Here is a 22824-nt window from a genome sequence, read left to right on the forward strand (position 1 = left end):
TACTTATAAGGTAATTACTACAAATTCTTGTCGTAATGGATCTAATTCAGCAAAAAGAACATTTATAAATTTTGTTCCAAATTCATCATAAATATTGGCAAAATTGTCCGTGCGTTCTTGTAGGGACTGATTGGGGAATAATTCATTCTGCAAATCGGTCATTCTAGAAACCTGATCTGCCAATTTTTTCTTTTGTGCTTTTAATAGCCGCCTTTCCAAATGCTCCAATCCTTTTAACTGTTTTACCTCTTGAGCTTTTACCGCACCCAAAAACGATTTGTCCGTAAGCGTTGCCAAACGATACATTTCTTCAAACTGTTGTACCAAATGCTCTTTTTGTTGGTCGAAATTAATATCAATATTACTTATTTCCCGAACTTTTCTGTTGATAAAAGAATGCCGTTTTAAAAATAATTGAGAAAGTGTAATATTTAGTTTTTCGAGTTTTTTGGCTTGTTTTTCGGTAATTACCAAGGCAGAATTCCTCAACAAAAGCATTGGAAAGGGGACATCAGCAGTTTCAAAAAAGCTTTTTAACTCCAACCAGTATGCCAATTCACCACCTCCCCCAATATAGCAAAGGTTAGGCAATATAACTTCTTGGTAAAGCGGGCGTGTCATTACATTTGGGGAAAATCTCTCTGGATGTTGTTGCAAATGTTCTTTTAATTCTTCTTTGCTCCAAGAAATATCGGTTTCAAAAACTTGGTAACTGCCATCTACTTCCACGATGCGTTCCCGTAACCCTTCTTTGTAAAATAGGTTGATCTCTCTAGGGTTTACCTGAATTTTATAGGATGCATCAATCTTGTTGAACTTATCTATGGTATCGGTAACTGCTTTTTGGGAATCCTGTTGAAACAATTCATTTTCCATATGAGGGATAAATAATTCTTTCAAACGTTTGTCGGCCGCATCAATAATTACAAGTCCGTTTTCCCCAAACAATTTATTGGCTAAAAACCGCGTTGCATCTGTTAGATTGTCGTGCTCTAGATAGGCTTGTTTAAACCAATTTTTAAGGGTTTCGGCATTATTTCCAATGCCCAATTCTTGACTGAACAATTGAAATACTTGTTCTAAACCATCGGTTGGGAGGTTGCCAACAGCACCGCCACTTTCTTTGGTTTCTGGCCCTTGCCATTGAAATTTTTTACCTCGGAAATTAAAAAAGTTTATTTCTTCGAAATCATGATCTTCGGTGGCCATCCAATAGATGGGAACAAAATTCTGGTCGGGATACCTCTCTTGAAGCTGTTTGGCCAAATTAATAGTAGAAACAATTTTGTATAGAAAATATAGGGGGCCGGTAAATAGATTCAATTGATGCCCGGTAACAATGGTAAAAGTATTCTCTTCTTTTAGATTGTTAATATGTTGTAAAGTAGTTTTTGAGGTTTCTATGGAACTGTACTGTTGCTCCAGTACTTCTGCCAATACGACCCGATTTTTCTTAGGGAAAGCCTTGCCTTTTTCTTCTATTTGAAGTTTGAAATTTTCTAAATGAGGAAACCGATGGTAAAAAGGTTTTAAGGAATCTTTTTCTTCCAGGTAATCGCAAATAAGATTCGAAAAATATCCTGTTTCTTTAAATGATATATAATTTGTTGGCATAGTTCTTTATTCAATACAATAAATTGCTACCGCTACCTTTTTTCTTTTGCGCTAGGGATTGCAGCGGCATCCTATCTTACATTACGTTTAAGTCGACTGTAAAAAAATACCTTACGAAAACGGGTTTCAATAGAATTGTAAAAGTAAGGTAAAATAGATACAGCGAAAAGCCCGACCCAAAATTATGTGTATCATAAATTTTGGGGAGCGCCCCTAAAAAATGTGAAATTATGTTTTTAGACAGTGGTATTTTAAACTTCCAGCAAAATGGCGCTTTTCATTTAAAATTTAACTGAAGTTGTAAAATACTTTTATTTAATTAGTAGTTTTGAAATTCTAATTCGAATCCTAATTATGAAGTTACGACTACTACTTTTTTCATTTTTTATTACTGGTTTATTCTATGCCCAAACGGTTAAATCCCCTTCTGAATTTTTGGGATACGAACTGGGAAGTTATTTTTCAAGACATCACCAAGTTATCGACTATTATAAGTATTTAGCTAATGCTTTGCCAGAAATGATTAAAATAGAATCGTATGGGAAAACCAACGAGGGCAGGGAATTGCTTATTGCTTATGTTTCTAATGCTGAAAACATAAAGGCTTTGGAAACGATAAAAAAAGAACATCTCGCAGCTATTAATGGTGATACCAATGCCGATAAAGCCGTAGTTTGGTTAAGTTATAATGTACATGGAAATGAAAGTGTGAGCACGGAAGCTTCCCTGCAAACCATTTACGACTTGGTAACGACCAAGAAAGATTGGCTTAAAAATACCTTGGTAATTATAGATCCTTGTGTAAATCCAGATGGAAGGGATCGCTATGTAAATTTTTATAACAGTTTTAAAAACACACCTTATAATGTAGATAAAAACTCCAAGGAACATCATGAGCCATGGTTGGCCGGAAGACCCAACCATTATATGTTTGATTTAAACAGAGACTGGGCTTGGGGGACACAATTGGAAAGCAGACAGCGCCTAAAGGTTTATAATGAGTGGTTACCGCATATTCATGTAGACTTCCATGAACAGGGAATGGACGACCCCTATTATTTTCCTCCGGCGGCAGAGCCTATGCATGAATTAATTACCGATTGGCAAAAGGATTTTCAAAAAGCTATTGGTAAAAACCATGCTACTTATTTTGATAAAGAAGGTTGGTTTTATTTTACCAAAGAACGTTTCGATCTGCTTTACCCCAGTTATGGCGACACCTATCCAATGTATAGTGGTGCTATTGGCATGACCTACGAGCAAGGGGGAAGTGGACGCGCCGGTCTGGGCGTTAAAACCAGTAACGGCGATACACTTACTTTAAAAGATAGAATTGCACACCATTACACCACGGGACTCTCTACCGTAGAAATGGCCTCTAAAAATGCGGAAGAACTAAATAAGCAGTTTGCTGAATTTTACAGCAATAAAGATTTTACCTATAAAAGTTATGCGCTCGCCGGAGATAATGAAAAGATCAAGGCGCTAACGAAAGTGTTGGATTTACACCGTATAAAATATGGTTACACCAAGGCAAATGTAAAAGGAATGCGTTTTGCAGATAAAAAATCTGGAAGCTTGGAAGGCGACGATTATAAATTGGTAGTAAGCACAAATCAACCAAAATCGACTTTGGTAACGGTTTTGTTTGAACCTGAAACCAAATTGAGCGATTCCCTTACTTATGATATTACTGCTTGGTCTCTTCCTTATGCTTACGGACTCGATGCGGTAGCATCGACAAGCTTGGTAAATACGACATCGGAATCTATGGAAGGCAGTAATAATACCACTTTTAACAACAACGCTTATGCATATGTAACCGATTGGAATGGTATGGACGATGCCCGTTTTCTTGCAGCATTGTTACGAGAAAATGTAAAAGTGCGTTTTACTCATGAGCCTTTTGAGTTGAACGGAAAGTCGTTTGATAGGGGAAGCCTTATCGTGACCAAAAGTGATAATGCTAATAAAAAAGATTTTTTAAAAATTTTGGAAAAAGCAACCAATGAAAATCAACAGGAAATTACTGCTGTGGGGACAGGTTTTGTAGATGCCGGAAAAGATTTCGGTTCCAGTGCTGTGGAAATGATAAAACCTGTAAAAATAGCTGCACTTTCTGGTGGAAGCGTATCGACCCTTAATTTTGGGGAGGTATGGCACTTTTTTGAGCAACAGTTAAATTACCCTATCACCGTATTGGATGATGATTATTTCGACAGAATAGATCTTGGGGATTACGATGTTCTTATTCTTCCTCAGCTATTTAACATCGACGATACCCGTATGGAGTCTATTAAAGAATGGGTACGCAATGGAGGAAAATTAATTGCCATTGGGAATGCCGTTGACGTTTTGGATAAAGACAAGGCTTTTGGAATAGAGGCTAAAAAACAAGATGAGAAAGAAAAAGACAGTATTAAAAACCCTCAAAGTTATGCGTTGAGTTCCCGGGAATATATTAAGAATCTAATCACTGGGGCTATCTATAAAACAAAGGTAGATGTTACCAATCCTCTTGCTTATGGATATGGCGACACCTATTTTACCTTAAAATTAAGTGGTGACGGTTACGCTTATTTAGACAGTGAAAATGCTGTTTACATAGAAGATGAAAAAGCACCCATAGCGGGTTTTGCAGGTAGTAATGCCCAAAAATTGCAATCGAACAGTTTGGTTTTTGGAACTGAAGATTTTGGAAGGGGTAAAGTGGTCTATCTAGTGGATAACCCTATTTTTAGAGGTTTTTGGGAAAACGGAAAACTCTTTTTTGTAAATGCACTGTTTATGGTAGAATAGAAGATGAATTCTTTTTACTTTTTAAATTTTTTGGCATTGTTTCTTAATTGACCTAGCCTCATTAAAACAATTAGACCATGAAACCACAGTTTTTCTTATTGTTGATAATAAGCTTATTAGCGGTAGAGGTTTGCCATGCACAATTTAAAGTGGAAGAAAAGGAGGGAGGAATCCTTATTTTAGAAGGATCACAAAAAGTCTTTTTTTACCAACAGCAAACAAAGTCGATAGAAGGGAAGTTTCCACGTGCCAATTATATTCACCCGCTGTATCAATTGGATGGAACTGTATTAACGGAAGACTTCCCAGAAGATCATCCACATCACCGTGGTGTTTTTTGGTCCTGGCACCAAACAATGGTCGATGGAAAGCAAATGGGCGATGCTTGGTTATGTGAAGACTTTACTTGGCAGGTAACCGAAATGACTTCAGAAGAAAATAAGAACGGCTCCCTTACTTTGCATACCCAAGTAGATTGGTTGTCATCCGGTTTTCAAGGGGGGAACGCTCCTTTTGTTAAAGAGAAGGCAGCCATTACGGTATATCCAGCAACAGATACCTACCGAATCATAGACTTTGAAATTAATTTGCTCGCTCTGGTAGCGAATGTAAAAATTGGAGGTTCGAATGATGTGAAGGGTTACGGCGGATTTTCTACTAGGGTAAATCTTCCGGAAGATATTACTTTTACTTCTGGCCGTAAAAAAATAAAGCTAAGGAAGGAAGCCATAACGGCTAAAAATTATATGGATATTTCAGGTTCCTTTGGCAATGGTTCAACCTCAGGGATGATAATCGTGAGTAGTTACCAGAATCCTGAACCTAATAATTATTGGATCCTTCGCGATACCAATAGTATGCAGAATGCAGTGTATCCTGGCAGGAAACCGGTTTTAATTGACACAAAACGCCCCACTGTTTTAAAATACCGATTGATATTGTATGCTGAGAAACTTTCAAAAGAAGAATTAAAGAATCTAACTGACTTTTAATAACAACTATTCAGCTCTATTATTCAAAATCATACCAACCTTCCGAGGTGAGAAGAAAAATAAGGTCAGTTTTATCATTTTCTGTATACTCATTACACACTATTTTTCCCAATTACACAATAATTTCCCAGTATCATTTTATAGTTGAAAAACATAATTAATTGATTTTAAGTCAATTGAATATTGTAAGCACATCCTTCTGGCGGTTGGTATGATAATAGTACTATACTAAGCAACAAAGAAATTAAAGTTTAACAATCAATAAATTTAATATCATGAAAAAAGTAGTATTAGTAGCAGCAATGGCCTTAGGAAGTTTAACAGCATTTGCAGCAGCACCAGCAACCACAAACAACGATGCAAAAGTAGTAATTCTTCAGGATGACTATAAAGAGATTGCTGTGGCAGAAGTACCAGCAGCCATTACCGAAGCATTGGCGGCCGATTATCCAGGAGCTGAAATTACAAAGGCTTATGTAAACGAGGAGAACAAATATAAAATCGAAGTAGCGATTGGAGATCAAACAGGTCAACTTTTTGCTAGTGAAGATGGAGAATGGATGGAGCAATAAGAATTTTCACTTCAACAAATAAATTATAATAATTAAAATTTTAAATAAAATAGTTATGAAAAAGATAGTATTAGTAGCAGCAATGGCCTTAGGAAGTTTAACAGCATTTGCAGCAAGTCCTGCAGCCGTAAACAACGACACGAATATTGCAACCGTACAAGATGATTATAAAGAAATTACAGTTGCAGAAGTACCAGCAGCCATTACAGAGGCACTAGAAGCAGATTTTCCAGGAGCAGAGCTTACCAAAGCATATGTAAATGAAGAAGGAACTTACAAAATAGAAGCAAAGACAGCTGATACCACTGGACATCTGTTCGCAAACGAAAACGGTGAGTGGATTGAGCAGTATGCACAACCACATTACCATGTAAATAAAGAATAAAGTTTAATTTTAAAATATTGAGATTATGAAAAAGATAGTATTGGTAGCCGCAATGGCACTAGGAAGTATGACAGCATTTGCAAATGTACCAGCAACATTAAACAACGATACAAAAATTGCGGTATTGCAAGATGATTATAAGGAAATAGCGGTAGCAGAAGTACCGGCAGCCATTACAGAAGCATTGGCAGCAGATTATCCAGGAGCAGAGCTTACGAAAGCTTATGTTAATGAAAAAGGAACTTACAAGATTGAAGTAAAAATGGGTGATCAAGCAGGGCATCTATACGCTAACGAAAGCGGTGAGTGGATCGAACAGTAGTAGTCCGTTTTAGGTGATAATACCTTTTACTTTTAGGTATTATTTTTAACTGAAAAGTTTGAATATAATATTTTAAAAGTAATAGGTAGGAAAATGCCTTCTCAAATTGAGAAGGCATTTTTTTTGCTGTTTATCGATGTTTTCTGCTGAAATTTCCAATTTTAATAAGAATTATTAGATTTTATCTAGGTTTGAGTAACTAAAGATAAAAGCTATATTTAGTTCATTTTCATTTAGTTATGATCGAACGATATAGTGTGTTTGTTTTATATGCGTTGTCGTTAATTAAAAAATCGTAGTTTCATGAAAACCTTAATATTTTTAGTTTCAATTTTACTCTTTACCTCATGTGAAGATGAAACCAAACAAACCGATGCAACCGCAAACTTACCCAACAAAATTAATCTACAAGCCGAGTTGAATTTGATTGAGGAAACACGAAATGCATTTCAGCTTGCCATAAAAGAAAAAAGATACGGTGACCTAAAGCAATATTCCACAACTGACTTTAAAGGGGTGTCTCCAGGAAGTGAAGATTGGTTGGAATACAAGAGAATTCGTGAAAAACCAATGGGAAAGTTCAGTTACGATAGTATATGAATGAGGCCTCAAGAAAACATAATTGCCAGCGACTCTATTGCGTATGACTTTGGAACAAGCTCTGTTTATTATACCAATGCGGCAGGGGAACCCATAGAATTAGATGATACCTTTCTTGTTATTCTTAAAAAAGACAAAGGTGATGGTAAATGGAAAATTTACAGAGAAGTTTCATCTGTTATTGTAGAATAAGTAGAGTAATGATTTAAAAGAAATTAAAATCTTTGATTTTGTCAAAAAGGGTGTTCTCAGTGTGAAAATTTTCGCCTTTACATACGAAAATTCTGTGCTTAATACGGTAGAATCGAAATGACAAGCAAAAATAATTCCATGATGAATAGAAAAAAGTTTATTGAATTCGCTACCCTAAATATTGGGTTTTTATCGGTTGTTCCTATGGCCATAGGTTGTAAGTCTGAAACTAGGGACCAAACGGGAGGAGAATTAGCCCAAAATGAAACTAAGGAAACCCAAAACCCAAAGATTGTTAAGGACAGCGCTGGGCAGTTATTAAATGTTATGGGTGACCACCAGAATATTAAATTAACGGGAGAAGATACTAATGGTCAGTTTACACTTATAGAACAGAATAATAAACCTGGTGTTGGTATTCCACCGCATGTTCACGAAAACGAAGACGAGGTTTTCCAAGTAATAGAAGGGGAGGTGGAAATGAGTATCGGGGAAAAGGTTACAGTTTTAAAATCTGGCGATTTAATTTTTTGTCCCAAAGGAATTCAACATTCTTGGAAAGTAATTGGCAACCAAAATGCGAGGGCCATGTTAAGTATTTTTCCTGCTGGACTAGAAAAAATGTTTGTTGAATTATCTCAGTTGCCGGTTGGACCTCCAGATTTAGAAATGGTTAAAAAAATATGCTCAAAATACAAATTGAGTTTTGTGTAATAGGTCTCTAGCTAAATCAAAAAATTAAATACCCGTTTTAGCTGGATATAAGTGATGTGTGTAAGATTTGATCATATGGGGTTGTAAAAACATTTCAAAATGCAAAAATTAATATACTTATCAACTATCTTCTTGCTATTTGGATGTAAATCTGAAAAGCAATCGGATTCTGAAATTGAAGAACAGATCATTGAAATCACAGATGCTTACCACGAAGTTTGGGAAACTGTAAATATGGATTCGGTTGCCAAATATCACGCTGATGATATAAGATATTACTGGCACGGATTCAAAGCTGCATCTTCAAACGATGAATTTTTAAAAGTATTTAAGGAATGGATGTCATCAACAGAGATATGGAAAATGGAAGTAGATAATTATGATGTCCAAGTATTGGCACAGGACATTGTAATAATTGGATATAATACCAAAAGTACCACCACAATATTGACCAATGGAGAATCGTACGACTATGGAAATGGTGCTTTATCCTATGTTTGGAAAAAGATTAATGGAGATTGGAAAATTATTCATATTCACGAATCAGCATTGGATAAAAAATAAAAACAACATAAAACTACCGCGGTTCGCATTTCGGTTTTAGGTACTCGTATTACCTGCTATTAAATCCCGAAGCGTATTGACTAGCGGATATATAATTTGGTGTGTTGCCTTTTATCCAAAGGCTTGCTTGAAAAAAAAAGATGTAAACTGTGCTATGAAACAATAACCAACCATTGGTGTAAATGTAACTGGGTATGAAAAAAACAAGAAAACCAAAAAGAAATAACTTTTATACGAAAAATTACTTTTTTGTTTTAAGTCTCATTATTTTAATTCTGGGCCTTATAGCCTTTTCAGACAATTATCTTTTTGATGTACATCAAGAGAGTAATAGCAACCCATTGTTCATTATTCATGGATTGATTATGTTCTCTTGGTATATTATCATAGTAATTCAAACCAACCATATTAGAAAGTTGAATGTTAAAACCCATAAGAGATTAGGTATTATTGGTTTTTGAATTGCCATTTTAGTTATACTAAGCATTGCCTATTTAAACTTTATTGATGTTCCCTATTCCGAGCTACCATTTTTTGGAAAAGCCAATCGAATATTTTTTCCTGCTTTTATACTGCTCATTGTTTTGGCCTATGTAAAAAGGGATAAACCTGAATTTCATAAACATGCTATTTTTGTGGCGATTCTATTAATGATGGAACCTTTGCTGAGCAGGGTAGGCATGAATACTGGTACAAATGCGGCAGTTGTAGCGCCTTTAATATGGCTTTCCTTATGGGTGTCACTTTTTGTCTACGATATCATTCGTTTACGAAACCTGTATTTTTTAACTTATGCAGGTTTGATTTTTTGGTTTGCTGTGTATGCTATCGTGTCGTAAAAATAATACCCACAGAGGCAACTTATAAATACTCAATTAATTTTATACTTCAAGTTAGTATAAATCCCTTTTTCAGGGTTTTTATAAGGAGATAAAACCAACCAATATGGTAAAACATGAGCAGTAAGCAAATTTTGTAAATAAAAATGTTGATAACATCACACAACCTAGATAAAATAAGCGAGATACTTCTTTAGATTTGAAGAAACAATAACTTCTTTGTTGATATCTAGCCGTTTTGTTTGAATATAGGTAAAAATGGATATAGTGGTTTTCAATTAATTTAAATTAGTATTATATGATTTATACCATATTTATTGGAATGTCTAATTTAGTTGGTACGGATTTATGTGATAAACTTAGATTTGTATTATGAACAGTAAGAATTACGACCAAGAATTTAAAGCTACCATTCTAGAGCTGTTGGGTACCGGCAGAACGGTCAAGTCCCTATCGGATGAGTATGGTGTCAGTCAAGCCTCCATTAACAGATGGAAAAGGATGTCAAAAACATCGGGCAGTATAAATACTTCTTTGGGAGGTGAAGAAAACCAGAGGATCAAAGCCTTGGAAAAAGAGCTGAAAGATGTGAAGTTGGAACGCGATATCCTAAAAAAGGCGGTAAGCATCTTTTCCAAGAGCGACAGGTGATATACGGTTTCATTAAAGACCATAGAGGCAGATTCCCTGTTGGAAAGATGTGCAAATGCATGCGGGTGAGCAAGAATGCCTACTACACTTGGCTAAGGGCAGGCCAGGGCTGCAGGCCCAATAGTGGCCTGGATGGCTTAAAAGAAAGGATCCGGGAAGTATACCATGGCAGTAACCGGATATATGGCAGTTCAAGAATCCAGAAAGTACTGGAAAGGCAGGGTGTGTTTTATAGCAAGTCCTACATTGCCCTTTTGATGAAAAAAATGGGGCTTAAAAGTATTTTAAGCAGGAAGTTCAGGGTGACCACGACCGATTCGGGGCATTCGTTCCCGATTGCAGAAAACCTACTGGGAAGGGACTTTACCAGCGATAGCCTCGGCGAGAAATGGGTATCGGACATCACATACATCAAAATAGGGAATGGCTGGAATTACCTGACAACAATATTGGATTTGGCGGACAGAAAAGTGCTTTCATGGGTCTTAAGCGAAGATATGACCGTAGAGAACACCGTTTACAAAGCATGGAGCCTGGCCAGAAAAAGAAGGGAAATAACGGACAACCATCTTTTCCATTCGGACCAAGGGAGCCAGTACGCCTGCCACAGAATGGTGTCCCTTTTTTACATGAGCCCTAAAATAACCCAGAGCATGAGCAGGAAGGGAAACTGCTGGGACAATGCCGTGGCGGAAAGCTTCTTTAAGACCATAAAATACGAATGCATCTATAGGCATAGCTTCAAATCGTACCTGCAGGCTTACCAAATTATTGAGAATTACATCCAATGGTACAACAACGTCAGGATACATTCAGCCTTGGACTTTAAAACACCAGCTGAAAAGGAGTTGGAACTAAAAATTAAAAAGATGTATAACGTAGCATAAAAATAGTACCAAATTTATTAGGTAGTCCATATAGTTATTGGATTGATCATTACAAGCGCGATTATTTATAATTCTTACACTTCAATTATTCCTGAAAATTTTATCAAAGTGGAAAGTGAAATTTTATACTTTGAAGAAAGAATTAGATGGGAAACAAGAACTGGAGGAGATAGTGGACACATTGCAATAGCAACTTATTACAACCCCATTATTAGCTATAGTTATTTAGGTTCTACATTTATATACAAACCAAAGGTAACAGCAAGCCTTAAAATTCCAGATTTTAATACGGATGTTGAAATTTTTATACAACCTGAAAATCCAAAAAACGCAAAACACAAGTATTCAAATGCAACTACCTAAAAAGTTTGTTAGTGCAACTGTACTTTTTAATTCTGACTATGTAAAATTCGACAACCTCGAAGAAACTTTGTCTTCAATAATTAGTCAACTTAGTATTAGTTCTCTGGTTTTTAATTATAAAAGGAATGATAAGAAAACCCTCTTTGGCCAATTTGCTGTTTTTAATTTTTGGTTGGAATCAGAAGATAATAGAAAAATAATATTATTAGATTGTGAAATTAATCGTAATACCTTGTATGATTTTTTATCTATTTTAAATAAATTTTGTTTTGAAAAGAATATACATATCTAAGTTCAAGGAATAAGTGCAAAATTAATATTTAAAACTCTTGGGGCTAGCCCCAAGAGTTTTAGGACCAATTGTTATATTAATCTTGCATGAAAAAATACAAACAATTGACCATCCACCAAAGGTATCAAATTGAAGCCTTATTGGAAACAGAAATCAGTAAAAGTGAAATAGCTATAATTATCGGGGTCGACCCCTGTACCGTTTACAGGGAGTTATCTAGGAACATTGCCAAACGGGGAAAGACCGCTGGCAGCTATATAGCCAAAAATGCACAGCGAAGAGCAGATAACAGGCATAAAATGAAGCCCAAGAAATTACAGCTCACGGAACAGTTGAAAGAGCGTATCGCGGGTTTGCTCCGTTATGAAAAGTGGAGTCCAGAACTTATAAGCAAACGCTTAGCTATTGAAGAGGAAACCTGTGTGAGCCACGAGACAATATACCAGTGGATATGGAGCGTTAAGAAGAGCAAGAAAAAGGCAGATGCTAAATACGCTAAACTCTACAAAGATCTCAAGCATGGTAGCAGGAGGCAAAAGAGAGGGAACGCCAAGGATAAGCGGGGAGCCATTAAAAACCGTGTAGGAATTGACCAGCGCCCAGATGTGCTGGACCACCGTGAGCGTATAGGCGATATTGAAGTAGACCTGATGATGGGAAGCAATCACAGATCGGCTCTTTTGGTAATGACAGACAGGGCCACATTGGTAACGATGATGGAAAAACTAAGTGGGAAAGAAGCTGGGGAGGTATATGAAAAAATGGAGAAGAGGCTCACCAACTTCAGTTCATCTTGGGTGAAGACCTTGACCTTCGATAACGGAAAGGAGTTTGCACAGCATCAAAAAATAGGAAGGCTCCTCAACGCAAAAACATACTTTACCAGACCTTATACATCACAGGATAAAGGAACCGTAGAGAATAGAATAGGTGTGATAAGAAGATTTTTTCCGAAGAAAACAGACCTGAGAAAAGTCTCAGAAAAAAGAATAAAAGAAGTTGAAAGATTACTAAATTACAGACCGATTAGAAAATTTAATTACCAAAACCCAATTGAAGTCCTAAGAAACAAATGTTTTGCACTTATGGGTTGAACTCAGCATATTAATAATATTTTTGAAAATGACGGTTACCAATTGGATAATAAAAATAAAGAAATTATTAGAAATCTTTACCGGGAAAATACTAATTATGACAACAAATAGTTAATTGCTAATGCAACTCTACTCATATGAATCCTCTCATATTTTTTAATCGCTTTGAGCTGGACTTGCAACAAAAAGTCGGACATTTTTTCTAAGACCTATGCTACATTTTTAAATTGATAAAATTCTTGTTCTACTTCAAAAGGAGTTTTATACCCTAAAAAAGAGTGTAAACGTTTTCTGTTGTACCATATTTCGATATACTCAAAAATTGCAGTTTCAGCCTGCTCTATAGTTTTAAACTCACCATCATAAACAAGTTCTACTTTTAAGGTTTTAAAGAAAGACTCAGCTACGGAATTATCCAACAATTACCTTTCCTGCTCATGGATTGGGTTACCAGAGAGGTAGATTTTATAAATGTTCTAAATGCTTTTGAGGCGTATTGTATTCCTCGATCCGAGTGAAATATTAAACCCATGTTTATCTTACGTTTGCTTACAGCCATTTTCCACGCAGGAATAATGGTTTGCTTGGTGTGCAGGCTTGTACTTAATGACCAACCGATTACTTGCCTGTCAAATAAATCAATAATAGCTGTAAAATACAACCATCCCTGATTGGTTTGAATGTAAGTGATATCGCTAACCCAAGCTTTATTTAACCTGTCTGGGGTAAAGTTTCTGTTCAATAAATTTCTACAAACAGGGTATTTGTGATTGGAATCTGTGGTAGCCTTAAACTTCCTTTTATGTTTGCTCACCCAATTGTTTGCCTTCATAATTTTAGCCACTCTGCATCTGGATATACGGTGACCTTTGCGCTTTAGCTGTTCCGCTATTCTTGTGGAGCCATAACGCTGTTTGCTCAGTTCAAATTCCTTTTTTATTAAATCGGTGAACAGGCTATGTTCCAATGCCCGTTTTGATGGACCAGCCGTGTACCACCTATAAAAACTGCTCCTACTTACTTTAAAAACTTTGCACATCCTCTCGATGGGGTATAAATGTTTGTAACTGGCTATAAATCCATAGACTTCCCATCGCTCTTGGAGAAGATGTGCACGGCCTTTTTTAATATTTCAAGTTCAAGCTCCTTTTCTTTAAGGGCTTTGCGTAATCTTTTAAGCTCTAGGCTATCATCGGGTATTGGTTTTTCAGGCTTAGGCAATCTAGCTGTTTTGGCTGCCTTGCGCCATTTGTATATCCTTTGCACTTCTATGCCCAGTTCGTCCGCTAATTCTTTGATGTTTTCTCGCTGATAACTTAACCGAACTGCTTGTTCCTTTAATTCGGGACTGTAATATCGTTTTTCCATGTTTCTAAGATATTTGTTTTATAACCAAACAGTCTTAAATTTTATGTCCGAATAAAGGTAGCAACTCCAGTGAATCAGGGTTTTGATGAGGGATACGAAGTGACCGGACATTATAACTATAAGGTATATCCAGAACAGGATATAACGGATCCTGAAGAATATTCAGCAGATCAAATTACTAAAAAGACCATTGATTTTATGAAAAGGCAGGTGGAGAATGCTACTCCTTTCTTCGCGTATGTTCCTTATTATCTAGTCCATAAGCCTCTTCAACCCAAAAAAGTACACCTAAGACATTTCAAGGAAGAATTAAAGAATGTGGACGGGCTGGGTGATGACGAAATCAAAGTATTGGCAATGATCAAAAGTTTAGACGATTGTGTAGGACAACTAATACACTCCATCGAAGAAATGGGGATTGCTGAAAATACAATTATCGTCTTCACTTCAGATAATGGTCACTACAAAACCAACGGTAACTTATTTAACATGCCGTACAACGGTTATAAAGGGCAAACCTTGGAAGGAGGAATTAGGGTGCCTTATATTTTTAAATGGCCAGCTAGGATTAAAGAAAGTAGCGTGTCCAATGTACCAATAATACATGTAGACCTTTACCCAACTTTTTTGGGACTGACAGGTATAAAGCCAAAGGAAAGATATGTTTTGGACGGAGAAGACATTTCTCCTATTCTCTTGGGTGAAAAAAAAGATACGGATAGGGATGCCTTAGTTTGGGAGTATACCAATTATGCACGGTACAACGAAAGAACCAACAGATTTGCTTCTTCATGGGTAAATGTTATTCAGATGGATGGTTTTAAAATGACTGAAGATGTCGAAAACCAAAGTTACAGGCTCTTTAACCTTAATTTGGATCCGTATGAAAATAATGAGGTTTCAAAAAAATATCCCAAGGTAGTAAATAAGTTAAGGGAAAGACTTGAATTATGGAAAGAGCAGGTGGGATATGAAAAACCTATTTTAAATAGTAATTACAATCCAAATTAATATAATAATGGTGCAAACTTGTTGAATAACTTACTTTTTTGACGATTCTTAAACCCTTCCAAACGGAAATAAGACCTACTATAACGATAGAAATCCTAGTTTTGGAAAGAACATAATCAAACCAAATAGAATAAAATTAAAAACCTTGACCAAATGATACAAACTATACGTTATCTTTTTGTTGCCATTATAATACTAATTTTAGCCATTTCCTGTGATGAAGACGATGACAATACATCTGGTGGGATAGCTGTAGTGAATTTTACTTTCGATAGCTTAAGGGAAGTGGAAAATGCCACCGAACCTATGCTCGTAAATCTGGGATTGGATAATCCCTATCATGGCGGCGGTAGTGTAGCAGTAAGTATTGAAGGTGGGGAGTACGGTACCGATTATACGTCGAATAAAGGAAGTGGAACATTTAATTTAGAGATTCCCGCCAATGCCCTTGTGGGAAGCTTTACTATTTCCCCCGTGGATAATGAAAATATAGATGGAAATAAAGAGTTGGTTATCAGTATAGGTGATGCCAAGGGGAATTTAAAGGTAGGTGATAAAACTACTTTGAATTTCGAAATTATAGATAACGACAATCCCAATATCGCCTTGGTAGAGTTTGCTGAAGAAATGGTCTCAATAGATGAAAATAATGTGGAAGGAACAGAGATTGTTATTAACTTCGATCAAGCCAGCACCGAAGGAGGAAGTATAACTATTGAAACTTCCGGGGATGCCGTTTTCAACACTGATTATGAAATTGAAGGTCAGTCATCGTCAAATTTTTCCATACCGATAAGTGCAGGGGCAACTTCTGCTTCTTTTTTGGTTAAACCTTTGGATAACGATGAATTTGACGCAGATAAAAAGGTGAACTTTACTATTTCCGAGGTATCCGGTGGACTGGAACTTCGGACTGCGATAAATACGGAAGTAACGATTGTTAACGATGATTTGCCTTCAGTCCCGGTTATTGATTTTAGTTCGGAAAATGTGCTAAGCTTTACAGAGGCAGATGGCAATGCCACTATAAATTTCGACTTTTCTGAAACCACTAGCGAGGAGAGTACGGTAGCTATTAGCATTAGTGGCTCCGCTACTTTAGGTGAAGATTTTACCATAGAAGGAAGTACAAGCAATCCTTTTATGCTCGCTGTGCCTGTTGGAAGCAATGCAATAGCTGTTAATTTAGAGCTCTTGGAAGACATGATCGATGAAGATGATGAAATTATTACCCTTACAATAACCGAAGTTACCGGAGGCTTGGAAAAAGGACTTAACCTCCAGGAGCAAACATTTACATTGGAAAACGTTAGCAGCCAAACTGGCCTAGACTACTTGGAAACATTTGAAGGGTTTACGGGTGATGCCTTTTTGGAAGATATCGGTTATAAGAGTTTTGGACTTCCTGGTCAAACCGTTGGGGATAATCAGATACTGGATGCTAATAACAATAGCGGACAGTATAGCGACGAACAAGTCCCAACGGGTACTTCGGATAACGGACTTAATTTCTTTTACAATGCTGGTCAAGATGGCAATTATGAGGGGGATGGAATAGTTGATAATATATTAATTACAAGTGAATTGCAAGGGGCGGGAGATATAACGGTAAATATTGATGCGGCATACGCCTTTAAGAACCAGAATTCGGCAACCGTAACTTTTTATTATTCGGAAAACTATGACGGCTCCGGAGCTTTTACGGAGAGTGAATGGGAAATTATGGGTACGGAAACGACCACCACTATGAACAGTGATGGATTTGGAAACAATGCTTATAAGCGCGAGGATTTTTCCATTAACACCTCCGGGAATTTTTATATTGCAATTCGGATTACGCAAAACATAACTACTGAAAATTACAGACTGAGATGGCGATTTGACAACATAAAAGCCGTTTCAAATTAACCTTAATAATTAACTTAAAATGAGAAAGACGATGAGAAAATGGATTTTATTGGGAATTTCAATAGTAGGATTAGTAACATCAAGCTATGCACAATCGGAAAAAATGAAAGAGAATGCCCAAAATAAAGTAGATGAATTAAATGCATCGATAGTAGCAGAAGATACCGATTTGGTACTTAGCACAGAGCAACGGGATCAGCTTTATAATGAATATCTTGAAATGTTGATGGATGTAAAGAAGGTTAAAAAATCCGGAGGTGATAAAGAAGAACTGAAAGCTGCCAGAAAGAAACACAATAAAGCAATTTTTGGGGATATTTTGACCAAAGAGCAGCGAAAGGCCCGTAGGAAGAATAAAAAATCTTCCGAAGAAGAAGAATGATTAAATTTTAACATATAGTTAGTAGTTTTTGCAAAGTCCATGGTAACCATCATGGGCTTTTGTTTTATAAGGAATTTTGGTGGCTAATCAAATTTGCGATTAAACCGTTAAAAGCGAAAGGCTCCATTTGTTTATGAAGTAAATAAAGTTTAAATATTATCATTAAAGTAACAATTGCTGGGGAGAGGTTTGTCATCTGAGGTCGGTTGGGTTTTTTCCACGGTATTTTTGAAAAGTCTTATTCATATGACTGGCATCGTTAAATCCGACTCTATTGGCTATTTGGGAAACACTGTAGGTGCTTTGCTTCAATAATCTTTCTGCTGTCTTTAGTCTGGTTTCGGTAATCATCATCTGCAATCCCAAACCTGTATGTTTTTTTAAGTAATTACTTATATAATTTGGGGAGAGGTTAAAAGTTTGGGCGATATATTTTTGGCTTAGCAATTCTTTTTTATCCATATGTTGTCGAATATGTAAAAGTACTTGTTGTACTTTTTCCCGTTCGTCCTGTTGCAATTTACTTATGTCCAAATTTCTTTTTGAAATATTACGTGATACCAAAACCATTAAAGCTCCGAAGAGTTCCAGTATAAGTGTCCTAGAATTGGTTTTTGGACGTATAAATTCCTCAAGCAACATTTTGGATAGGGAAAAAATCATTTCTTTATCCATTTTGTCCCTTACAATGCATTCAGGGGTTGTATTAGGATTGTACAGAACCTTCTCAATATTTTTTAACCAATGCGTATTTTGACCGTTGAGCTGTTTTTCCACGAACAGTTGTTCGGTAAATTTTATATAGGTAAATATCGTATGGTTATCGATTTCAAATGAATGGTGGTCGTCCGGAGTTAACAAAAAAATATGTCCAGGCCCGTAAGAAAAGGATACCCCATTAAGCAAGTGCCTTCCATGACCTTCATTGATCAGGATAAGTTCGTAGAAATTATGGGTATGGGGAGGATAGGGCCATTCATCCAATTTAAGCTGAAAAACATTTAAGGAATAACGACTGAAAATACGTTTCATGTCAAGTAATTTATTTACAAAATTAACCTTTTATTTTACAATAGTAATAGATTGACATCCACTTAATTTTGATTTCTAATCATTACTTAAATAATTACAGATGACAAAGATTACGGTACAAAGCAAACTTTCCCTACTGGTACTGGCTATGTTCGTTTCACACAATGTCCGTTCGCAATCCAAAACCAATGGAAAAGACTATTGGCCGAACGGGGCACAATTGGTAATTTCCTTTTCCATGCAATTTGAAACAGGTGGTCAACCGGAAGGGGCGGAAAGTCCTTTTTCAGGAAACGCACTCCCCAAAGGTGTAGTAGATCTACCTGCCCAGACGTGGTTCCGTTATGGAGCAAGGGAAGGGATTTATCGAATGTTACGATTATGGGATAAGCATGGTATCAAGGTAACATCACATGTGGTGGGGGAAGCAGCAATAAAATACCCTGAGGTGGCAAAAGCAATAGCCAATGGGGGGCACGAAATTGCGGCCCATGGTATCGCTTGGGATGATCAATGGAATTTGAGCTATGAAGAAGAAAAGACTTTCATAAAAAAAGGGTTGGATACGGTAGAGGCCATTACAGGCAAACGGGGTATTGGATACAATAGTAATTGGCTGAGAAGAAGTCCGAACACCTTAAAAGTACTTCAAGATCTAGGTTTCCTGTACCACATAGATGATCTCAGTCGGGATGAGCCCTTTATAACCAAGGTTAGGGGTGAAAATTTTGTGGTAATACCCTATACGCTTAGAAACAATGATATTGTCAACATCGCGGGGAAAAACTGGAGTCCTGACCAATTTTTGGCTCAGTTGAAAACGGAATTCGATCAGTTGTATGCCGAAGGCGCCCATAGACGCAGGATGATGTCCATAAGCTTGCATGATCGTATCGGTGGTGCACCCGCCATCGTAAAAGTGGTGGATCAATTTATTGAATATGCTAAGAAACATAAAGGAGTGGTATTCATGAGAAAAGATGAAGTCGCCAAGATGGTCGTTAACGATCCTAAGACGCCTGTTGACAATGCTGAACATCAATTCAATAAGTAAAATCATGGATCGAAAAATTTATATCGTGTTTATAGTTTTTCTCACTACAATTTCTGGATGGGGACAAAAGCTATTTCCCTATAGATTGGAAAAAGGATTTGAAGTTAGTGGTTTTGATGCGCCTGAAAGTGTTTTGAAAGATCCTGAGAATAATGTGCTTTATATTTCAAATATCAATGGAGAACCAGCGGAAAAGGATGGCAATGGCTATATTTCCAAGTTGGGAATTGATGGAAGTATAATTGAAAGAAAATGGATCGATGGGCTCAATGCGCCCAAGGGTATGGGAATCTACAAAGGGAAGCTCTATGTGGCCGATATCGATGTTGTTGTTGAAATAGATATTCAAACACGAGTTCGTAAAATCCATAAGACGCCAGATGCCACATTTTTAAATGATATCACAGTCGATCGGGAGGGAAATGTTTATATCAGCAATACTTTTGGGTTTTCAGGGATTTATAGATTGTCACCGAATGGAACGGTTACTTTGTGGATGAAGGACAAGGACCTACAGATGCCCAATGGTTTGCTAATGGACGGAAAAAGTCTTTTAGTGGCCAATTGGGGCGTGGACCTAGATCCTAAAACGTACGAAACCAAGACAAAAGGTAATATTCTAAAGGTGGATACAGTGACGAAGAGAATCATGGACTTCATTGGTCCGCTCGGTAACTTGGATGGGATCGTTGAAACAGGAGAAGGGTATTTTGTTACAGATTGGCTTTCTGGAAAGTTATGGTATACTAATTTATCGGGGCAGAGGATTTCGATTGCCCTTCAGCTGCCAAAAGGTATTGCGGATGTTGGATATGACCAGATTACAGAGACTTTATATGTACCCCTTATGTTGGATGGGAAGTTAGTAAGCTATAAACTTTTAAAGTGATTCAGATGAAGAAATTATTAATATTGTTGTTTGCCGTTGCAGCCCAAACAATGGTTTCCCAAGGGCATGAACAAAAAAATAAATTGGATTTCCATAATAAATCCAATGGGGTTCAACATTTCAACTTTGAGAATTTGCCGAGGGATACTATTTCGGAAGGGATTACAAGGCAGTGGTTCTATGCCGGAAAAGGGCAGATGGCATACTTCCATTTGGAAAAAGGGGCCCATATACCTATGCATAAACATCCAAATGAGCAAATTACCTATATATTAAAGGGTAAGGTCAGGATCAAAACTTTCCTTGATGGGGAACCAAAGGATTTTATAGTCGGTGCGGGAGAGGTTATTGTATTTCCTGAAAATGTACCCCATGAATTCTATGCTTTGGAGAAAACATTGGATCTGGATGTTCACATACCGGTGCGTGAAGATTGGCTTTCAAACGAATTGCCGCAATATTTACGAAAAAGCAATTAGTGTTATGGAAAACGAGAATTCAAAACAGACCGCCTATTTCCTTTTAAGAATTACATTGGGGATGAACTTATTGAGCCATGGTATAGTGCGTATGGGGAATATCGAAGGGTTCCGGAATTGGATGGATCAATTATTTCAGGAAACGTTTTTGCCTTGGTGGGCAGTATTTGTATGGGGTACCGTGCTACCGATAATTGAATTTTCTTTGGGAGGTTTATTGGTGCTCGGGATTTTTACCTATAGGGCCTTGATTACAAGGGCCATTCTAATAGTGATTTTAATTGTTGGGTCTTGCCTAATTCAACGCTGGGAATGGGTAGGGATTCAAATGATTTATTCACTTTTCTTTTATTTTTTGATTAACAACTTATCCAACAATGCATATGCAATTGATAATTATTTAAAACATCGAACATGAAGGCAATAGGATTTACAACATCGCACCCAATTTCGCATGAAGAGAGTTTCATGGAATTTCATAAAGACGTTCCTGAACCAGAAGGAAGGGACCTTTTGGTGAAAATCGAGGCCATTTCGGTAAACCCCGTCGATTACAAGATTAGACAGAACAGTACCTTGGAAACCGTTTTGGAAGACCCAAAAATTATAGGTTGGGATGCCATTGGAACAGTCGTGTCCATGGGAGAAAGTACGGAACTTTTCAAAAAGGGGGATAGGGTATTTTATGCTGGAGACCTTACCAGGCCGGGTAGTAACCAAGAGTACCAATTGATTGATGAACGGATTGTAGGTTTTGCACCAAAAAAAATAACAGCTCCACAGGCGGCTTCCATGCCCTTGACTTCTTTGACGGCATGGGAACTATTATTTGATAGGATTAGGCTTTCCCAAGACAGGGACAAGGGCAAGACCTTATTGATTATTGGTGGTGCAGGAGGCGTAGGCTCAATAGCCATTCAACTGGCAAAAAAGGTGGCAGGACTTACCGTTCTTGCAACGGCTTCAAGACCGGAAACCAAGGCTTGGTGTGAAAAAATGGGAGCCGACCATGTGGTGGACCATAGAGATTTGGTTCATCAGGTACATGAGGCGGGTTTTAAAGAGGTTGATTTCATAGCGGACTTTGTTGATACCAATGGCTATTGGGATAGTATGGTAGAGCTTATAAAGCCACAGGGCCATATCGCCTCCATAACTGGAAACGAGACTCCCATCCTGCTCAATAAATTAAAAACCAAAAGTGTTTCCTTTTCATGGGAATTCATGTACACCCGTTCGATGTACCAAACAGATGATATGATTGAACAACATCACATCTTAAATAGAGTAGCAGGTTTATTGGATTCGGGGACCATAATTTCTACCTTGAATCATGTCCTGAATGGTTTTACCGTTGCAAACCTTAACGAAGCGAATGAGCTACTTGAGTCGAATAAAACAATAGGTAAAATTGCAATTGAATTTTAATGATTGCCAAAGAAATGAATAAAAAAGGCGATTGGGGCTCAACTTGGACAAAAAAGCTCTTGGATGAACTCGAACTTGGAAAACGGAACTCACAGGTTGGCGAAAATTTGGTTTTCGAAAACCGATTCGTAAAAATTTGGACTATTCATTTGCCACCGCAAGGGAAGCTTCCCTTTCACAAACACGACAAACCCTATGTGTACATTGCGCATAATGATGGTATTTCAAGGTCTTACATCGATAACGGGGAAGTACAGGAGGTGACGTATCAAAGAGGTGATACAAAGTATTTACCAAGTCTGGATAAAGAGAACCCTTTGATTCATAATCTAATCAATATTGGGTGTACGGCCCTAATTTTTACGACAATCGAATTTAAACAGTAAATAATAT

Annotated in this window: 23 protein-coding genes and 1 pseudogene; 21 read left to right on the forward strand and 3 right to left on the reverse strand. The window is 37.1% G+C overall.

What is annotated here, in order from left to right:
• Positions 1-3: 3 nt before the first annotated feature.
• The gene (bshC, locus tag HX109_RS12870; protein ID WP_178952618.1) at positions 4-1614 is read right to left on the reverse strand and encodes a bacillithiol biosynthesis cysteine-adding enzyme BshC; all 1611 of its coding nucleotides are present in this window, start codon (positions 1612-1614) and stop codon (positions 4-6) included.
• Between the two features lie 354 nt (positions 1615-1968).
• Here bshC and HX109_RS12875 point away from each other — a divergent pair, with 354 nt between their 5' ends.
• The 12 genes from HX109_RS12875 to HX109_RS12930 all read left to right on the forward strand — a co-directional run bounded on the left by HX109_RS12875 (position 1969) and on the right by HX109_RS12930 (position 12880).
• Positions 1969-4413, forward strand: coding sequence for a M14 family metallopeptidase (locus HX109_RS12875; protein ID WP_178952620.1), 2445 nt, complete (start codon positions 1969-1971; stop codon positions 4411-4413).
• Between the two features lie 77 nt (positions 4414-4490).
• Positions 4491-5405, forward strand: a complete 915-nt coding sequence (locus tag HX109_RS12880; RefSeq protein WP_178952622.1) for a DUF6807 family protein — start codon at positions 4491-4493, stop codon at positions 5403-5405.
• Positions 5406-5680: 275 nt separating this feature from the next.
• Entirely contained in the window at positions 5681-5977 is a 297-nt protein-coding gene (locus tag HX109_RS12885; RefSeq protein WP_178952624.1) for a hypothetical protein, read from the forward strand.
• A gap of 55 nt (positions 5978-6032) precedes the next feature.
• Positions 6033-6362, forward strand: a complete 330-nt coding sequence (locus tag HX109_RS12890; protein WP_178952626.1) for a hypothetical protein — start codon at positions 6033-6035, stop codon at positions 6360-6362.
• 25 nt (positions 6363-6387) lie between these two features.
• Entirely contained in the window at positions 6388-6684 is a 297-nt protein-coding gene (locus HX109_RS12895; RefSeq protein ID WP_178952628.1) for a hypothetical protein, read from the forward strand.
• 303 nt (positions 6685-6987) lie between these two features.
• Positions 6988-7284 (forward strand): hypothetical protein, encoded by a 297-nt coding sequence (locus tag HX109_RS12900; protein WP_178952630.1) that lies wholly within the window; start codon positions 6988-6990, stop codon positions 7282-7284.
• Positions 7285-7476 (forward strand): hypothetical protein, encoded by a 192-nt coding sequence (locus tag HX109_RS12905; protein WP_178952632.1) that lies wholly within the window; start codon positions 7285-7287, stop codon positions 7474-7476.
• Positions 7477-7614: 138 nt separating this feature from the next.
• Positions 7615-8190 carry a cupin domain-containing protein gene (locus tag HX109_RS12910; protein WP_255462695.1) on the forward strand — a complete coding sequence of 192 codons (576 nt, stop codon included), beginning with the start codon at positions 7615-7617 and terminating at the stop codon, positions 8188-8190.
• Positions 8191-8289: 99 nt separating this feature from the next.
• Positions 8290-8754, forward strand: a complete 465-nt coding sequence (locus HX109_RS12915; RefSeq protein WP_178952634.1) for a nuclear transport factor 2 family protein — start codon at positions 8290-8292, stop codon at positions 8752-8754.
• 1211 nt (positions 8755-9965) lie between these two features.
• Positions 9966-11131, forward strand: a protein-coding gene (locus HX109_RS12920; protein WP_178952636.1) for an IS3 family transposase whose coding sequence is annotated in 2 segments (ribosomal slippage) — positions 9966-10203 and positions 10203-11131 — 1167 coding nt in all. Because the reading frame shifts where the segments join, the coding sequence is not laid out codon by codon here.
• Between the two features lie 108 nt (positions 11132-11239).
• Positions 11240-11494, forward strand: a complete 255-nt coding sequence (locus HX109_RS12925; RefSeq protein ID WP_178952638.1) for a hypothetical protein — start codon at positions 11240-11242, stop codon at positions 11492-11494.
• 378 nt (positions 11495-11872) lie between these two features.
• Positions 11873-12880: an IS30 family transposase gene (locus HX109_RS12930; RefSeq protein ID WP_178949235.1), complete on the forward strand. Its 1008-nt coding sequence runs from the start codon at positions 11873-11875 to the stop codon at positions 12878-12880.
• 209 nt (positions 12881-13089) lie between these two features.
• Here HX109_RS12930 and HX109_RS12935 read toward each other — a convergent pair.
• Positions 13090-14248 (reverse strand): annotated as a pseudogene (locus HX109_RS12935) (IS3 family transposase).
• Between the two features lie 69 nt (positions 14249-14317).
• Between HX109_RS12935 and HX109_RS12940 the strand changes: the two are divergent.
• The 3 genes from HX109_RS12940 (at position 14318) to HX109_RS12950 (ending at position 17549) form a co-directional block, all read left to right on the forward strand.
• Positions 14318-15259 carry a sulfatase-like hydrolase/transferase gene (locus HX109_RS12940; RefSeq protein WP_178952640.1) on the forward strand — a complete coding sequence of 314 codons (942 nt, stop codon included), beginning with the start codon at positions 14318-14320 and terminating at the stop codon, positions 15257-15259.
• Between the two features lie 153 nt (positions 15260-15412).
• Positions 15413-17167: a hypothetical protein gene (locus HX109_RS12945; protein ID WP_178952642.1), complete on the forward strand. Its 1755-nt coding sequence runs from the start codon at positions 15413-15415 to the stop codon at positions 17165-17167.
• Between the two features lie 31 nt (positions 17168-17198).
• A complete protein-coding gene (locus tag HX109_RS12950; protein WP_178952643.1) occupies positions 17199-17549 on the forward strand; it encodes a hypothetical protein in 351 nt (116 codons plus the stop codon).
• 192 nt (positions 17550-17741) lie between these two features.
• Here the strand turns inward: HX109_RS12950 and HX109_RS12955 are convergent, their stop codons facing one another.
• A complete protein-coding gene (locus HX109_RS12955) occupies positions 17742-18581 on the reverse strand; it encodes a helix-turn-helix domain-containing protein (RefSeq protein ID WP_178952645.1) in 840 nt (279 codons plus the stop codon).
• Between the two features lie 100 nt (positions 18582-18681).
• Between HX109_RS12955 and HX109_RS12960 the strand changes: the two genes are divergently transcribed.
• Genes HX109_RS12960 through HX109_RS12985 form a run of 6 tightly spaced genes read left to right on the forward strand, consistent with a single transcriptional unit; the run spans position 18682 to position 22817 of the window.
• A complete protein-coding gene (locus tag HX109_RS12960; protein WP_220399464.1) occupies positions 18682-19635 on the forward strand; it encodes a polysaccharide deacetylase family protein in 954 nt (317 codons plus the stop codon).
• 4 nt (positions 19636-19639) lie between these two features.
• Complete coding sequence (locus tag HX109_RS12965) at positions 19640-20524, forward strand: SMP-30/gluconolactonase/LRE family protein (protein WP_178952647.1); 885 nt, start codon at positions 19640-19642, stop codon at positions 20522-20524.
• 5 nt (positions 20525-20529) lie between these two features.
• On the forward strand, positions 20530-21003 hold the full coding sequence (locus HX109_RS12970; RefSeq protein ID WP_178952649.1) for a cupin domain-containing protein: 474 nt from the start codon (positions 20530-20532) through the stop codon (positions 21001-21003).
• A 4-nt stretch (positions 21004-21007) separates the two neighbouring features.
• The gene (locus HX109_RS12975) at positions 21008-21421 is read left to right on the forward strand and encodes a DoxX family protein (protein ID WP_178952651.1); all 414 of its coding nucleotides are present in this window, start codon (positions 21008-21010) and stop codon (positions 21419-21421) included.
• Positions 21418-22431 carry a zinc-binding alcohol dehydrogenase family protein gene (locus tag HX109_RS12980; RefSeq protein WP_178952653.1) on the forward strand — a complete coding sequence of 338 codons (1014 nt, stop codon included), beginning with the start codon at positions 21418-21420 and terminating at the stop codon, positions 22429-22431. The genes HX109_RS12975 and HX109_RS12980 overlap by 4 nt, the downstream gene beginning before the upstream one ends.
• Complete coding sequence (locus tag HX109_RS12985) at positions 22431-22817, forward strand: cupin domain-containing protein (RefSeq protein ID WP_178952655.1); 387 nt, start codon at positions 22431-22433, stop codon at positions 22815-22817. Before HX109_RS12980 ends, HX109_RS12985 begins: the two co-directional genes overlap by 1 nt.
• Positions 22818-22824 lie beyond the last annotated feature (7 nt).

The sequence above is a fragment of the Galbibacter sp. BG1 genome (genome assembly GCF_013391805.1).
Lineage (GTDB): Bacteria > Bacteroidota > Bacteroidia > Flavobacteriales > Flavobacteriaceae > Galbibacter.

What these genes read in the sequence shown, in the direction of transcription:
- HX109_RS12885 (WP_178952624.1), top strand. Translation starts at nt 5,681, where the DNA reads ATGAAAAAAGTAGTATTAGTAGCAGCAATGGCCTTAGGAAGTTTAACA.
- bshC (WP_178952618.1), bottom strand. Translation starts at nt 1,614, where the DNA reads ATGCCAACAAATTATATATCATTTAAAGAAACAGGATATTTTTCGAAT.
- HX109_RS12880 (WP_178952622.1), top strand. Translation starts at nt 4,491, where the DNA reads ATGAAACCACAGTTTTTCTTATTGTTGATAATAAGCTTATTAGCGGTA.
- HX109_RS12985 (WP_178952655.1), top strand. Translation starts at nt 22,431, where the DNA reads ATGATTGCCAAAGAAATGAATAAAAAAGGCGATTGGGGCTCAACTTGG.
- HX109_RS12910 (WP_255462695.1), top strand. Translation starts at nt 7,615, where the DNA reads ATGATGAATAGAAAAAAGTTTATTGAATTCGCTACCCTAAATATTGGG.
- HX109_RS12915 (WP_178952634.1), top strand. Translation starts at nt 8,290, where the DNA reads ATGCAAAAATTAATATACTTATCAACTATCTTCTTGCTATTTGGATGT.
- HX109_RS12980 (WP_178952653.1), top strand. Translation starts at nt 21,418, where the DNA reads ATGAAGGCAATAGGATTTACAACATCGCACCCAATTTCGCATGAAGAG.
- HX109_RS12875 (WP_178952620.1), top strand. Translation starts at nt 1,969, where the DNA reads ATGAAGTTACGACTACTACTTTTTTCATTTTTTATTACTGGTTTATTC.
- HX109_RS12975 (WP_178952651.1), top strand. Translation starts at nt 21,008, where the DNA reads ATGGAAAACGAGAATTCAAAACAGACCGCCTATTTCCTTTTAAGAATT.
- HX109_RS12890 (WP_178952626.1), top strand. Translation starts at nt 6,033, where the DNA reads ATGAAAAAGATAGTATTAGTAGCAGCAATGGCCTTAGGAAGTTTAACA.
- HX109_RS12930 (WP_178949235.1), top strand. Translation starts at nt 11,873, where the DNA reads ATGAAAAAATACAAACAATTGACCATCCACCAAAGGTATCAAATTGAA.
- HX109_RS12960 (WP_220399464.1), top strand. Translation starts at nt 18,682, where the DNA reads ATGACAAAGATTACGGTACAAAGCAAACTTTCCCTACTGGTACTGGCT.
- HX109_RS12950 (WP_178952643.1), top strand. Translation starts at nt 17,199, where the DNA reads ATGAGAAAATGGATTTTATTGGGAATTTCAATAGTAGGATTAGTAACA.
- HX109_RS12900 (WP_178952630.1), top strand. Translation starts at nt 6,988, where the DNA reads ATGAAAACCTTAATATTTTTAGTTTCAATTTTACTCTTTACCTCATGT.
- HX109_RS12895 (WP_178952628.1), top strand. Translation starts at nt 6,388, where the DNA reads ATGAAAAAGATAGTATTGGTAGCCGCAATGGCACTAGGAAGTATGACA.
- HX109_RS12945 (WP_178952642.1), top strand. Translation starts at nt 15,413, where the DNA reads ATGATACAAACTATACGTTATCTTTTTGTTGCCATTATAATACTAATT.
- HX109_RS12955 (WP_178952645.1), bottom strand. Translation starts at nt 18,581, where the DNA reads ATGAAACGTATTTTCAGTCGTTATTCCTTAAATGTTTTTCAGCTTAAA.
- HX109_RS12905 (WP_178952632.1), top strand. Translation starts at nt 7,285, where the DNA reads ATGAGGCCTCAAGAAAACATAATTGCCAGCGACTCTATTGCGTATGAC.
- HX109_RS12970 (WP_178952649.1), top strand. Translation starts at nt 20,530, where the DNA reads ATGAAGAAATTATTAATATTGTTGTTTGCCGTTGCAGCCCAAACAATG.
- HX109_RS12965 (WP_178952647.1), top strand. Translation starts at nt 19,640, where the DNA reads ATGGATCGAAAAATTTATATCGTGTTTATAGTTTTTCTCACTACAATT.